Annotated in this window: 14 protein-coding genes and 1 pseudogene; 5 read left to right on the plus strand and 10 right to left on the minus strand. The window is 68.5% G+C overall.

Features of this window, described 5'->3' with window-relative positions:
- Nucleotides 1-49 precede the first annotated feature (49 nt).
- From ACK8N7_RS36540 to ACK8N7_RS36555, 4 genes and pseudogenes are all read right to left on the minus strand, one after another.
- Nucleotides 50-1,424 (minus strand): annotated as a pseudogene (locus ACK8N7_RS36540) (ISL3 family transposase); the annotation flags it as partial.
- Between the two features lie 729 nt (nt 1,425-2,153).
- On the minus strand, nt 2,154-2,459 hold the full coding sequence (locus tag ACK8N7_RS36545; protein WP_403218323.1) for a peptidase inhibitor family I36 protein: 306 nt from the start codon (nt 2,457-2,459) through the stop codon (nt 2,154-2,156).
- Nucleotides 2,460-2,738: 279 nt separating this feature from the next.
- Nucleotides 2,739-3,901, minus strand: a protein-coding gene (locus tag ACK8N7_RS36550) for an IS3 family transposase (protein WP_500445406.1) whose coding sequence is annotated in 2 segments (ribosomal slippage) — nt 2,739-3,614 and nt 3,617-3,901 — 1,161 coding nt in all. Because the reading frame shifts where the segments join, the coding sequence is not laid out codon by codon here.
- A 334-nt stretch (nt 3,902-4,235) separates the two neighbouring features.
- The gene (locus ACK8N7_RS36555; protein ID WP_500445408.1) at nt 4,236-4,592 is read right to left on the minus strand and encodes a hypothetical protein; all 357 of its coding nucleotides are present in this window, start codon (nt 4,590-4,592) and stop codon (nt 4,236-4,238) included.
- 6 nt (nt 4,593-4,598) lie between these two features.
- Here ACK8N7_RS36555 and ACK8N7_RS36560 point away from each other — a divergent pair, with 6 nt between their 5' ends.
- On the plus strand, nt 4,599-5,108 hold the full coding sequence (locus tag ACK8N7_RS36560) for a hypothetical protein (RefSeq protein WP_403218326.1): 510 nt from the start codon (nt 4,599-4,601) through the stop codon (nt 5,106-5,108).
- Between the two features lie 55 nt (nt 5,109-5,163).
- Here the strand turns inward: ACK8N7_RS36560 and ACK8N7_RS36565 are convergent, their stop codons facing one another.
- The 3 genes from ACK8N7_RS36565 to ACK8N7_RS36575 all read right to left on the minus strand — a co-directional run bounded on the left by ACK8N7_RS36565 (nt 5,164) and on the right by ACK8N7_RS36575 (nt 6,991).
- Nucleotides 5,164-5,625 carry an SDR family NAD(P)-dependent oxidoreductase gene (locus tag ACK8N7_RS36565; RefSeq protein WP_500445410.1) on the minus strand — a complete coding sequence of 154 codons (462 nt, stop codon included), beginning with the start codon at nt 5,623-5,625 and terminating at the stop codon, nt 5,164-5,166.
- Between the two features lie 78 nt (nt 5,626-5,703).
- The gene (locus ACK8N7_RS36570) at nt 5,704-6,168 is read right to left on the minus strand and encodes an alpha/beta hydrolase (protein ID WP_403218327.1); all 465 of its coding nucleotides are present in this window, start codon (nt 6,166-6,168) and stop codon (nt 5,704-5,706) included.
- Nucleotides 6,169-6,601: 433 nt separating this feature from the next.
- Entirely contained in the window at nt 6,602-6,991 is a 390-nt protein-coding gene (locus ACK8N7_RS36575) for an ATP-binding protein (RefSeq protein WP_403218328.1), read from the minus strand.
- Between the two features lie 1,125 nt (nt 6,992-8,116).
- Between ACK8N7_RS36575 and ACK8N7_RS36580 the strand changes: the two genes are divergently transcribed.
- Nucleotides 8,117-8,455, plus strand: a complete 339-nt coding sequence (locus tag ACK8N7_RS36580) for a MerR family transcriptional regulator (protein ID WP_500445413.1) — start codon at nt 8,117-8,119, stop codon at nt 8,453-8,455.
- Between the two features lie 794 nt (nt 8,456-9,249).
- Here the strand turns inward: ACK8N7_RS36580 and ACK8N7_RS36585 are convergent.
- Entirely contained in the window at nt 9,250-9,624 is a 375-nt protein-coding gene (locus ACK8N7_RS36585) for an STAS domain-containing protein (RefSeq protein ID WP_500445415.1), read from the minus strand.
- 811 nt (nt 9,625-10,435) lie between these two features.
- Between ACK8N7_RS36585 and ACK8N7_RS36590 the strand changes: the two genes are divergently transcribed.
- Nucleotides 10,436-10,852 (plus strand): hypothetical protein, encoded by a 417-nt coding sequence (locus tag ACK8N7_RS36590; protein ID WP_500445417.1) that lies wholly within the window; start codon nt 10,436-10,438, stop codon nt 10,850-10,852.
- A gap of 137 nt (nt 10,853-10,989) precedes the next feature.
- Complete coding sequence (locus ACK8N7_RS36595; RefSeq protein ID WP_500445419.1) at nt 10,990-11,250, plus strand: hypothetical protein; 261 nt, start codon at nt 10,990-10,992, stop codon at nt 11,248-11,250.
- Here ACK8N7_RS36595 and ACK8N7_RS36600 read toward each other — a convergent pair.
- On the minus strand, nt 11,229-11,378 hold the full coding sequence (locus tag ACK8N7_RS36600) for a hypothetical protein (protein WP_403218332.1): 150 nt from the start codon (nt 11,376-11,378) through the stop codon (nt 11,229-11,231). The two genes, ACK8N7_RS36595 and ACK8N7_RS36600, sit on opposite strands and share 22 nt — an antisense overlap.
- A gap of 977 nt (nt 11,379-12,355) precedes the next feature.
- Between ACK8N7_RS36600 and ACK8N7_RS36605 the strand changes: the two genes are divergently transcribed.
- Complete coding sequence (locus ACK8N7_RS36605; protein WP_500445421.1) at nt 12,356-12,964, plus strand: NPCBM/NEW2 domain-containing protein; 609 nt, start codon at nt 12,356-12,358, stop codon at nt 12,962-12,964.
- Here the strand turns inward: ACK8N7_RS36605 and ACK8N7_RS36610 are convergent.
- On the minus strand, nt 12,928-13,191 hold the full coding sequence (locus ACK8N7_RS36610) for a hypothetical protein (protein WP_403218334.1): 264 nt from the start codon (nt 13,189-13,191) through the stop codon (nt 12,928-12,930). The two genes, ACK8N7_RS36605 and ACK8N7_RS36610, sit on opposite strands and share 37 nt — an antisense overlap.
- Between the last annotated feature and the right edge of the window lie 195 nt (nt 13,192-13,386).

Consider the following 13,386-nt stretch of genomic DNA (forward strand, 5'->3'; position numbering starts at 1 on the left):
GTCTGTTTTCTGGCTCTGGCCCGTAGTCGGTGGTGACGCCGGGTAGCGGTCAGGGTAGGAGGATGCGGTGCCGGAGGAGGTCGAATCCGGCGCGTCCACGCATCTGTCTCATGATCTTCTTGGTGCGGGTGTTGACGCCCTCGGTGTGGCCGTTGTGGTGAGGCCGGCGTCGACGGCGGCCCGGTCGATTTCGAGGCCGTTGGTGAGACTGCGCAGGTGAGGCATGGTGACGGCACGGGCGGCGGCAATCCACTCGGTGAGTTTCACATCGTTGCCCTCAGCCGGTTGCAGCAGGGCGGCGAAGCCGCGTACGAGATCGGCGAGCGCGGTCATCTCCGGGCAGGCCGCGGTGATCTTCTCCAGCAGGGCGGTCTCCTTCGGGCGCAGAGTCTCGGGGTCGGTGGGCAGGAGGCGGCCGGCGTGGCGCGGGGTGGTGACGGGGCGGTCGGCTTCGGCGCGGCCCTGGTTGAGGTAGCGGACCAGCAGGTTGGCGCTGCCGGTGTAGTCCAGCTTCCGGATCTCGCGCAGTAGGTGGGTGACGGGGATGGCGGGGTCTGCCTGGCGCCGTTCGCGTAGGTGGTCGCGGTAGGGGTCGACGAGGGTGGGCCGGTAGGAGGGGGTGATGCGCAGGGCGGTGGGTTCGGGCATGCGGGCGTAGTGTTTGACGGTGTTCAGGGCCAGTTGCAGGCGGCGGGCGCATTCGAGCAGGCCGATGCCCTGGCCGAGGAGGTCGTGGATCTTGTTCCAGCGTTCGCGGGTGGTCTGCTCGCGTACTCCGCCGGGGCGGGGCGGGGCGGGTTGATGGTGGCCCAGCAGCCGGCGTGGGCGCGGGCCTCGAGCTGGACCTTGTCACAGAGGTTCCGCCAGAGGTGCCATCGGTCGCTGACCTGCACTGCGTCGGGCAGGGCGCGGCGGACGGCCTCGGCGTAGGTGGCCGATCCGTCCCGGCACACGACCTCGCTGCCGTGCTCCCGCAGCCAGGACTCGAGGGTGGCGGCCTCGCGGTCGGGGAGGACCGCGACGCGTCGGCCGGTCTCGGCATCCGTGATGATCGTGGCGTATCGGTGTCGGCGGCGCAGGGCGAAGTCGTCCACGCCGATCACTTGCGGCACCGCCTGCTGCGGCACCGGCAGGCGCCGCAGCAGGCGCAGCGCGGTGCTGCGGGAAACGGGCACGGCCGACAGGGCAGCCATGCGTGCCGCCGCCCGGCCGCATAACTCCCGTGCCACCTGCGATATCTGGCCCGCCAGCCGCACTGTGCGGCGCTGATGGCGCTCCAGCAACCCGGCAATCTGCTCGCGGAAGGTCTGCCGTCAGCAGCCCAGCACCGGACAGACCAGCCGCCGGACCCGGACGCGGACGAGGACCGGGCGGCCATCGACCGGCACGTCCGTCACCATCCGGCCGTAGTACCCGTGCACCTTGGCCCGTCTGGATCACGCTGCCGCCGTGACCGAGTGACTGACTTGACCATCAGCGAATCGGATACCCGAAGAGCTGACAGGACGTTCATGCTCGCCCCGTAAGGCGATCTGGACACATTCGGGGCTGGCAGGAGTCGCCCGGGGCGGTCGTTCCGTCACCGGCGCCACACGCCGGCCGCCCGCCCCGGGCCCGCGCAGCCTCCCACGCCGACCGCGCCCACCGCGGATCGGGCCGAGCTCCTGGCGGTGGTCCGGCCCGGCTCCGGAAGTTGCCGGGGGCCGTCGGGGCCGCTGGGGCGGGCGTGGTGAGTGCGGTGCGAACTCACCACGGCAGTCACAGCGCCCGCGCCCCCGGAACTCACCATGGCGGTCGGCTACTCACCACGCGGCCCGCCGTACTCACCACGCAGCTCACCATGGGGGCCGGCTACTCACCGCGCCAGGGCGGGGACTCACCACGTCCGGCCGCCCGGTGGGCGACCGTGAGTCGGACTACCGCTCACGGCGTACGCGCACCTGTCGGTAACGGTCATCGGAGCCGGCGGGGGCGCTGCGCTGGCTGTGGGGCCCGCGGAGGCTGACTCCGGGCGCCACACGCGTGCTGCTCGTGCGGCGGTGGGTACTGCACAAGGCAGTGGCGCCGTGCAGCAGACGGAGCTGCTCTGCTGCACGGCGCCACTGCATCCGATCAGCCGACGGGATGCTCCCTGCCTGGGCCAGGCAGGATGATCAGCAGCCCCCTACCCACAGGGAGCTGATGTTGTCGTTCCGGTTGTACGTCGACGTGTTGCCCTGCCAGTTCCCCACGGGCCAAGGGCCACTGTCGCGGTTGATGTTCAGCCACGTGCAGAAAGTCCTGCCCGTCCTGTTCCATACCGAGGAGATCTGGTCGTTCAGGTTGAAGTCCCGCAGGTCGTCGGAGCCCGTCTGGAAGCGCGCCATCCTGCCTTGGCCGCCGGCGTGCTCCCAGGCGCAGAACCAGCCGACCGGGCAGTCCTGGTACGCGGTGATCGTCAGGTCACGTTCCACGGTCACCGTGGACGCCTGGGCAGTCGGCACAGATGCCACTACTCCGGCCACAGCGAGGCCCAGAGCAGTACAGAGACTTGTGAATCGTTGCATAAGGATGTTGCCCTTCTTCGATTCGAGTACAGCCAGGGTGTCCGGCCGTTGCCTGTTTCTCTTCGGGCAGCGCGGCTTCCTCGCTTGGCCGATCCCCTGAACTATGGGAAGAGACTGAGGTGGGTGACAAGCTGTTAAGTCCTGACTTAAAGGTGGCCGAGGGGTCTGCTGCAGGGTTGGGTGACAGGTCGGTCACGCGGCCTGGAGGGCCGGTGCGGTCATGACGGTTTCGTATTCGACGGGGGTCAGTCGGCCGAGTGCGGTTTGTCTGCGGCGTCGGTGGTAGGTCCGCTCGATCCAGGTCACGATCGCGATCCGCAGTTCCTGGCGGGTGGCCCACTTCCGTCGGTTAAGGACGTTCTTCTGCAGCAGGCTGAAGAAGGACTTCATGGCCGCGTTGTCGCCTGCTGCCCCAACTCGACCTATCGAGCCGGCGATCTGATGCCGCCCAAGCGCCCGGACGAATTTCCGGGACCGAGATTGCGACCCACGATCGCTGTGCAGGACACAGCCCGCGACGTTGTCGCGTCGGGCAACAGCGTTGTTCAGGGCCGCGACGGCCAGAGAGGACTTCATCCGCGAGTCGATGGAGTAGCCCACGATCCGCTTGCTGAAAACATCCTTGACCGCACAGAGATACAGCTTGCCTTCCGCAGTGGAATGTTCGGTGATGTCGGTGAGCCACAGCCGGTTCGGGCCGGCCGCGGTGAAGTCCCGGCGGACCAGGTCGTCATGCACGGGCGGACCGGCTCTCTTGCTCCTGCCGCGCTTCTTGCCGAACACGCTCCACCAGCGGTTGTCTCGGCAGATCCGCCACGCGGTCCGGTCCGCCATCACCGCTCCGGCGCCGCGGGCTTCGTCGGCCAGGAAGCGGTAGCCGAACTCCGGGTCGTCACGGTGGGCGGCGAACAACGCGTTCGCGCGAAATGCCTCCTCGAACTCAGCGCTGGTCACTGGCTCCTCGAGCCATCGGTAATAGGGCTGTCTGGCGAGCTTCAGGACCCGGCACGTCACCGCGACGGGCACCCCGTCCACAGCGAGCTCCTTCACGAGCGGGTAGATCCTTTTCCCGGCAGGTTCGCCTGCGACAGATAGGCCGCGGCCCGGCGCAGGACCTCGTTCTCCTGTTCCAGCAACTTGATCCGCTGACGGGCCTCGCGTAGTTCCGCACTCTCCTGGCTGGACGTTCCGGGCTTGGTCCCGTCGTCGACGTCCGCGCGGCGCATCCACTTCCACAACGTCATCGCGTGGACCCCGAAATCGGCGGCCACCTGCTCGACGGTCACGCCCGGGCAGCGGTTCCTCGCGACTCGTACGACATCCTCGCGGAACTCCTGGGGGTAAGGCTTGGGCACAGCGACATCCTTCCCACCTGCCCTACAGGGCAAGCCACTTCAGATGTCACCCGATCGTGCGGCAGCCCCGAATCCCCGCTGCTCACGGCCTTCTCCAGACGGGTGAATACACTCCGGTGCTTGAGGTCGTGCCCCTCAAGCCAGTTACGGGCCCGTACGGCCGTGTTCTCCAGGAGAGCGAGAGCCGGGCCTTCGCAGCGGCTGGCCTCCTGGGCGGCTTGCTTGCACAGCTCCCGTACACGCACGACATTCTTGCTGCGGACCGCGGCAGTGATGTCCCTGGCCAGACCGCCGATCTGCACATCAGGAACATCCGCGCCAGGTTTCGGTGATGTCACGCGCTGTGCCGGCGGTGCGGTGACCGCCGGGGGCGGCGACGCGGGCCGACTGCTCCTGGCGCTCGATGCGCGTCGGACACGGGGGTCTTGAGTCGACCGTCCTCGGTGATTTCGCAGTCCTCGAGATCGATGCCCCAGACCGTGCTCTCGCCGAAGACCTCCGTGCCCAGGACCAGGACGCGGCGGTGGCCGTCGGTGATGAACTTGACGCGGTTGACGTAGCCGAGCTGTTCCAGCCTGTCGGCAGGAATGCGCACACCGGGGCCGAGGATGAGCTCTCCGACTTCCGGGTCGCTCCAGTCGGGCGGCACCTGAGCGCTCGCGACGCCCCGCCTTGGCGAGCGTGGAAGCATGCGGTCATGCCCAACCCTCACCCTCATGGCCACTACGCGATCACCGCGCTGTACTCCGTAGCCGATGACGCCTGGTACTTGGAACTGGAGCTCGCTGCCGAGCAACTCCACCTTGTGACCGCGGTCATCCCCGACGAGGATCCTGCACGAGAACCGACGGTGTGCTTCGACTCTTGCGGGCGTCACCTGGAAGTTCCCTACGAAGTCATGCGCTGGTTCATGGAACAGGTCGACGAGGAGATCCGTTCATCTCGTGCCTGGATGCAACTACGGCCCGAGCTCGTCGAGGTTATTTACCGACTGCGCCAGGAATACCTGGGCTTCATCGACGACGAGGACTTCCCTCAGGTCGTCGCTGAGATGCGTGACGCACTTCCGGAGGCGGATCTACCCGCCGTTCTTTCGGCAGCCTTCGGGCGGAATCCAGACGGCACCACCGTGGACCATCCGGAGGCGCCTGCAGATGACCACGGAGACAGCCCTGGCTCTGTGACAGGGGCAGACACCAGCTCGTGAGCGCTGCGGCCGCTTCGGCGCGGGCCCGTGTGACGGCCAGCCGGTACCGGAGGCCTCATTGCGAAGCCACGAAAAGGGTAACGGGGGGCGGCGGCCGGTGGCCGGGTGCTCGGTGGCCCCCAATGCCTGTTCCTGGGCTTCCTACGGAGCTGCTCAGTGGTCGACGCTGGAAGTCCTTCGCGGGGTGACTTGAGAGGTGGGGCCGAGCGGTGATCGGCGATCTCACGTCCTTGGGCGCGGTCATGGTCAGGCCCGTGTGCGGGGAGAACTCCAGGACGTCGATCTGCCCGAACCGTGCGATCGCGGCCTGGAGCGCGCCGGTGAGCTGGTCGGGGTCGGCGACGTCGGCGGGAAAGCCCTCCGCGGTGATGCCGGTCTCGGAGAGTTCGGCGACCAGGGTGTCGAGCTTGTCCTTGTTGCGGGAGATCAGGGTTACGTCGAAGCCGTGGCTGCCGAAGGCCTTGGCGATGGACAGACCGAGCCCGGGGCCGGCCCCGACGATGGCAATGGTGGGCATGCGAAAATTCCTTGGGGCGGTGCGATCCCGGCCGGTGGGCCGAGTGAAGCTGAGAGAGGGAGAGGGTGTGCGCGGGGTTCAGCCCCGGCCGGACGGCGGGGTGACCCCGGGCCAGTCGGTGGGGCACGGCGCGTCGAGGGCGCCGAGGATGCGCTGGGAGGCGAATGCCGACTTCGCCTGGGCCGGGCCGACGGCTTTGACGCCCTTGATCTGGCCGGGCCAGATCGCGACGGCCGCCGCGGCCAGACCCTGTCCGAGGAGGTGCTGGGCGATGAAGCCTCCGACGGAGTACCCCACGAGGGCGGGTGGGGCGCCAAGGGTCCGGATGGCCTTGGCGTGTGCCTCGGAGATCTCAGCGAGACCAACGCCGCCCTGGTCGTCCGGGCGACGACGGGCCTCGGCGACGGTGGCTGGGACGCCGGGCCACTCGGGCAGGACCGGTTCGTATCCGGCATCGCGGAACGTGTCCGCCCATCCCTGCCAGCTCGTCGAGTGGAGCCACAAGCCGTGGATGAACATCACGGGAGTGCGCTGCGTGGTCATGACAGCCTCCTGACGGACAGCAGTCTCAAAGCGGCATGACCTGAAGCCATGAACGCCAAGCGAGCGGAGCGGCTGCCGCTCTGACGCTGCAGAAAAGACGGATGCCCCGCTTCGGCACGAACCATCTCATTCCATCGCATCTGAACCAGAGCCTCACATTCGCAGATCCCCCACGGGTGCATGGCCGCCAACAGGTCTCCAAGATCCCTCTCGTGTCCATCACCACCGGGCTTCCGTCCTCACGAGAGTTTCCGCCGGAGATTGCCGTGCCAGCCTCACCAGCAGGCGCGTATCCAAGGTGCGAGCCCTCCGCGTGGTAGCTGCGGCCCCCCGCTGTGAAGCCGGCCGTGGTCGGAGGTCGGCGGCTTCGGGGTGGTGTCGAAGTGGCGCTTGGCCCGAGGTCACCACCTTGACGGAGGTCTTGTCGGGTCCTTTATCGGGCGAGGAAGGCGCTGACGGTTTTGCCGCCGGAGGGCCGGTGGATCACGGTGGTGGTGCGGGTGAGGTGGTTGACGATGCGCCAGCCGAAGCCGCCGGTGGCGCCGGTCAGGTCGGGGGTGCGCATGTGCGGTACCTGTGGGCTGGGGTCGTCGACGGCCACCTCGATGAGGTCGGGGTGGGCGATGAGGCGGAGGGTGTAGGTGCCGCCGCCGTGGCGCAGGGCATTGGCGACGAGCTCGGAGACGACCAGGAGCACGTTCTCGGCCGTGCGGGCGGCGACAGCCGGCTGTGGGAGGGCTTCGAGGAAGCGTCGGGCGGTCTCGCGTGCGTCAGCGGTGGTCCTGGGGCGGGTGGCGGTGGCGTCGGTGCGCATCGTGTTCATCAGCTTCACCCGTCTTCTCGGCTCGTCGTTACCCGTTCGTGCCTGGGTGCCACATCTGCCCCGTCCTGCCTTGCTTAAGCGGCAGGGGTCGACTACCTGCCCATCAAGCACCCAAAAATCTGTCGTGGCTGAAGTAGACATTGAGTGCGGGTGTGGTTATGGTTTCTCTCGTAGCCCAGAGGACAGCAGGGCCCGGCAGAGATGAACTGCCGGGAGCAGCACCGCAGTACACGCAGGACAGTATTCGCAGGATGTTCGACGGTTCGGTGGTGGAGTTTCGAAGCCAGAGCAGTTGCAGGACGGCGACGGAACTGGCCCCGGGCTGGGTGGCCCGCAGGTTTCAGGGGCTGCCGTGAGGGAGTACCGCAGTACACGCAGTGGCATCACACAGCTGCAGTATCAAGAGCGGTACCTCGGTGAAGGCGTCTGGCTGTGGGCGTGCGCACCGGGAGGTTCGGCAGCGGGGTTCTAAGCCAGAGCAGTTGCATCACGGGCGACGGGGCTGGCTGCCGAAGGAGTGGCGCTTTCACAGGTCACCAGCAGTTCGGTTCGGTGGTGGAGTTTCGAAGCCAGCGTGGTTGCAGGACGGCGACGGAACTGATCCCGGATTGGGTGGCCCGCAGTGATCAGGGGCTGCCGCAAGTAGTGGCATCACACAGCAGCAGGACCAGAGCAGTACCTCGGTGAAGACGTCTGGCTGTGGACGTGCGCACCGGGAGGTTCGGCAGCGGGGTTCTAAGCCAGAGCAGTTGCATCACGGGCGACGGGGCTGGCTGCCGAAGGAGTGGCGCTTTCACAGGTCACTGAGCAGTACGCACCACCAGCAGTACGCAGTGAAGCAGTACCAGTAAGTGATTCAGAGGGTAAGAAACGGAGGAGTTGGGCGCCATCAGGATCGCCCGGGCGGAAGTGTTGGGCCCGGGTACCGCAGGACATCGATAGTGAGGTGGTCTCCGGTCAAGCAACCGCGATCCCCGCAACCCCCTACCTCTCCCAGGTGGGAATGCGGAACAAGAAAGGCCGGCACAGCTGTTCACAGCCGGCTGATGGTGTAGCAGTTCCTTCGGGGCCCTGGTGCCAATGGCACCAGGGCCCCTCCAACGCGTGCTCCACAGGAAGGTACAGATGACAGCAGACGACTCGTTCGGCCGACTCGACGACGACGACTACCCCGCCTACACCATGGGCCGGGCAGCAGAAATGCTCAACACCACACAAGGGTTCCTCCGCGCGATCGGCGAGGCCCGCCTCATCACCCCGCTCCGCAGCCCCGGCGGCCACCGCCGCTACTCCCGCTACCAGCTCCGCATCGCCGCCCGCGCCCGTGAACTCGTCGACGCCGGCACCCCGATCGATGCCGCCTGCCGCATCGTCATCCTCGAGGACCAGCTCGAAGAAGCCCAGCGCATCAACGCCGAACACCGCCAAGGCCTCAAGCCGGGCAGCACACCGCCCGCGGCCTGAAACTCGAACTCTGCGCGCCCGCCGGGATACCGGCGGGCTTCACGCGTACCGGCCGCTGATCAAGACCACGCACAGTCGCGCCGCGAGCTCGGCAGCCGCGGTTGAGCGAAGCGTGGACCAAGTCGGAGAAGAAGAATGGGCAGCCGACCGCAGCGACCGCCCAGACCGCCATCGGCAGCCTGCGCTACGGAAAGCCGCAGAAAGCCACCCGACGCCCCACCGCCCTGCGGAGGCGTACCGAGGGAGCCGCACAGACGACCGTCGCGCCGCAACAGAAGAGAGGCGCTGGTCTCTCCGGCAAGAGCGGGTAGAGAAGCCCGTCTGTACGGCGAGGGCCGCAGCCGATGAAAGCGCGCCCCGACAGGTGGCGGAACCCTCGCAAGTCCGGTGATCGTGGCGAAGCAGATGCTGCCGGAGCCAAGCGCGGCAAGGGCTGTTGACGCTTGCCCGGCAGTTTCTCCGTGAGGGCGGCATCGGGCCCGCGGATTGCTGGGTGTGCGGTTCGCCGAGGTCGGCTGTGTGGAGACCTCTGGCCACCTCTGCGAAAAGAGGGGCGGGGCGGTCCCGGGGCGGGCGTCCTGCCGGCGGTGGGGGTTGCCCGGCAGGACTGCATCAGGGGGCCGCCCCGGGACCTAGTTCTGTGGGTACCCGGCTGAGGTAGGTCTAGACCTTAATCCGGCCATGCTCGTGATCGGTGTTTCGGTAGCCCGTACAGGTGATCGCCTGGCGTTGCGGCGGAGTGGTGGAGGTCCCGGGGTGGTTGTTCCGCCGGGAGGTGGTCCGGCGGGTGCCGGTCAGGGCCGCCCCGGGCTCGGGGGTTCGCCGCCAAGGGCCTGGGTCAGGGAGTCCGCGATGTCGAAGTGTTCCAGTACGTGGGTGACGGTCAGGAGCAGCAGGATGCTCGGGGGGAGGGGGCCGACGAGGACCAGGCGGCGGCCGGCACTGTGGTGGAGCGCGCGGGCTTGGAGCAGGGCGTCGAGGAAGGAGCTGTCGCCGAAGGTGACGCCGGACAGGTCCAGGACGGTGAGGGGCAGGGCCTGTTCGTCGGCCTCGGCCCAGGCGGCGGGGAGAAGGTCCTGCTCGTCGGTGTCGAACTCACCGGAAGCGGTGATCACCAGCGCGCGCTGCATCTGGCGCACGTGGACGCGGGCCCGGGATCTCCAGGGCATGCGGGTACCTCTTTCCTCTCCTGGGCATTGGTCCAGACCAATAGGGTTGGGTTGACCCTATGTCAACAGCGCCCGCGCGGAGCGTCGTGTTACTTCCACCGGGCGGTATCGGCCTCAAGCCGCCATACACCGGCCCTGGCTTGGCTGTCCGGGCGGATCCGCCTGAGACGTTCGCCGGAGCGTCCCGGGCGCGATCTCTCGGTTCTGTGACAGCGAAGTGAGAGACAGTGAGAGTCTGTGCGTTGGCGCAGGTCAGCACCGGTCTCCCGAGTGGAGCGCACTGTCATTGGTGCGAGAGATCGCGTTGATTCCACTGCCACAGGGCGGTATTCGTGCAGGTGGCGCACTGACACGAAACCGAGAGATCGCACCCGGGACGCGGCAAGCGAACGGGACACCGTTTCCGATCCTCCAGGCAGACGCCCACTCGCCGAGCAGGAGCACGAAGCCGTTCGCCTGGGGAATGCTTCACAGACCGCTGCCTCGACGACAGTGCCGCCAGCCTGAGCGTCCTCACCTGCACCACCGGGCGGCAACGGAAGCGGGGATGAGGCGGCCTCACGGAGAGCGGGGCCAGGCAAGGCCAATGCAGTTGCTTTTGGCTCGGTCCTCCAGGGAACGACGGGACAGCACCTGACGGAGGAGGTTCCGGGCCTTGCGACGGGCGCGTCCGGGCCGCGCGGCTGTACCTTTCGCGTTCGGCGCCCTTCCACCGCGCCGAACACTTTCGAGATGGGTGATCCACATGAACGCCCCTGCGGGCCCCTTCCCACCCGGTCCTCATGACCTGGCACCGACCTTCAAGCTGGGGATGGTGCAGGCCACTGCCTTCCTTCTGGGCGGCTTCCTCTGCGGCACCGCTCTGGCCTACCTCCTCGTGGCGGCCACAGGCGGTCACATGACGGCGGCGGAGCTGTGGTCGTGCCTGTCGGCGGCTGTGGTCGCGAGCGTGCTCGTTCCGGCCCTGCCTCCTCACTACCGCGTCGAGCTCAACGACCACTGCCTCGTCCTCCGCGGGGACGGGCGCCGCGAGATCCCTTGGCGGGAAATCATCGGCCTGGAGATCCGGAAGACCGTTGGGATCCGGATGGTCGTCGTGCAGGTGTCCGGCGGCCGCCGGATACCACTGCGCGCGCCGATGTCCTTCGCGGACCGCGGCTTCGACAACAAGGCGAAGGTCCTCACGGATTGGTGGGGCGTCCGCCGGGGTGGCCCCGAGGGCGTGTAGCGGCCCGTTGTTTGCCGGGCGGACTACGCGGCCGAGTCGGCGCGAGGAGCGGAAGCTGTGTGCAGCTCGCAGTCCGGGTCAGCACGCGGGCGCGTCCTGACGCTCGGCGCGACCGGCTTCTTGAGGAGCTTTCCGGTGTGCCGGAGGTACCAGCCGTGGTGCGTGCTCTGATCGGCTGGCTGGTGGCGGCCGCTCTCGTCGTGGGTCCCGTCTACCTGAGCTACCAGGCCCCGCGGTGGAGCAACGCGATCATGGCGGGATGGACAGCTCTCGCCGCCATCGTCGCGCTGGGGGGGCCTCCCGGTGGTGGTGCTCAGGAGAAGCAGGTGGTGAACCGGATGTTTCTCGTGCATCGGCCCCCTGCTGTAGTGGTCGGTCAGGTGGTGAGGACGGTGTAGAGGAGGGCGAGGACGGTGGTGGCGGTGACCATGGAGGTGCCCAGGGCGGGGTTCTTGTAGGAGAGCCGGCTGATACCGAGCCCGGTGAGGGTGAGCAGGAGCAGGACGGTGATGAGGTGGCCGGTCATGGTGTTCCTTCCCGTTCGGGCCCCGCAGAGGGTGGGGTTCGGCCATTCCCGCGACATGCCGTACGGGAAGAGCCCAACCCCACTGCTGTCGAGGCGAGTTGGCTTTACAGTGACCGGGCTGTCGGGTGGTGGGCGACCGCGCCGCGACAACGGTTTTCGGTGCTGGAGAGCACCGGCCGGGGTGGTGAGGGGGAGCACAGGTGAGCCAGCACGAGAACGGTCAGGGTGAGGGTCTGCCCGCGCGTCGGCAGGCGCGTGAGGAGAGGGACCGGCTGAAGGCCGGGTTCGGCGCCCGGCTGCGGGTCCTGCTGGACCTCACGGGGCTGAGTTCACGTGAGTTCGCCGCCCGGTTCGCGCTTACAAGGACTCCACGGTCCGCAAGTACACCCTGGGCACCAACCTGCCCCCGTGGGACTTCCTGAACGACCTCCTCACCGAAGTCGCCCGCCGCACCGACGACCCCGCCGCCCCGCAGCGCCGCACGGAGCTCTTCTCCGCTTACCGCACTGTCCTCATCGACACCGGCGCCACCACCCGGGGCAGCGACCAGAACTCCCTCCTGCTGCGCCTCCTGGACGGCGAGGAAACCCTCCACCGGCTCGCCGCGGAACTCGCGGAGATCCGCGCACGGGAGAACCAGCTCCGCCTGGACCTCGAAGAGGAGACCCGCCGGGCACAGCCCCCCGGCACAGGCACCGGAGGCCGGCAACGCCGGAGCCGGCTCGAGGAGGAGGCCCGGGCCCTGGCCGAACGCCGCGGCGAGCTCGTCCGGCGACGCGGTGCCCCTGTCACGGAGCTGGACGACTCCCGAGGGCGTCTGGCGGTGATGGAGGCGGCCGGGAGTTCGGGTGACCTGGTCCCGGCGGGAACCGGGACCGGTGCGGGAGCGCACCAGGCATCGGCGCCGCCCCTGCCTCCCGGACCCCCCCACCAGCTTCACGGAACCGTCACTGTCCGGCCGCCGCCGGCGTCCCCTCGTGCTGATCGCCGCAGCGGCGGCCGTGGTGTGCCTGGCGGGCGGCGGCGCCGCGGTCGGGATCTGGGCGGCCGGCACCGACGACACGGACAACCGGGCCACCCCAACGGTGTCGGCAACCCCCCGCACCATCCCCGCCACCCCGACATCCTCACCTCCGACGCCCTCGGCCCCGGCGACACCTGCCGCGCCTGCGCCGGCGCCGGAGCGGAGCAGCTGGTCGCTGATCGAGGACCTGGTGCCGATGGACGTCTACCCGGAGGGCACCAAGCGTTCGTTCACCGCCGGTGCCCTCACCGTCAACAACCGCGCCTACCCCGCGACCCTGTACGCGTTCGAGGCTGAGCGCACCTGGCAGCTCGGCCGCGAGTACAAGACGTTCACGGCCAGCGCCGGTGTCTCGGACGCCACGCCCTCCGGCGACGTCATCACCTTCACCGTCCAGCTCGACGACGGCGTCGCCAAAGAGTTCACGATGGCTCCCGGGGACACGGTGAAGAAGGTGTCCCTCGACATCAGCGGCGTCTTCCGGATCAAGCTCACCACCCAGGAGTCCTTCAGCACCCACGAGGGCTACGGAGCGTGGATCGACCCCACCGTCACCAAATAGGTTCCCCCGGGAGCAGTCCCGGCCGGGGAAGCCGCGGCGGGATCGGGGCCTGCGGGAGCGTTCAGCCGGAACCCGGCCGCCAAGAGGACGTCCACCGGGATGAGCCATCCCCGGGTCTCGTCCGAGACCGCGCCGGGCAGGTCCCGCGCCTCACGGCGGCGGCGGATCGTGGACCGGCTCACACCGCACGCGGCGGCCTCCCGCTGGGTCAGCATCGGACGCGTCATGCCCCCGTCCTCCCCGGCCCAGGCGCCCGGAGGCGGACCGCACCGCCCGGACGGCATTCGACTCGATCACCCTTGGGGGGAAGGGGTTGCGCGGCTTACCCCGCTGCGCCGCAGAGTGCTTCCACCAGTCCGGGCCACCCGACTGTCCAGCCGCCGCGAATCCTTTCTACCACCCGCCCGCCATCGGACCGCCTT

Source organism: Streptomyces griseobrunneus, from assembly GCF_046713465.1.
Classification (GTDB): Bacteria; Actinomycetota; Actinomycetes; order Streptomycetales; family Streptomycetaceae; genus Streptomyces; species Streptomyces microflavus.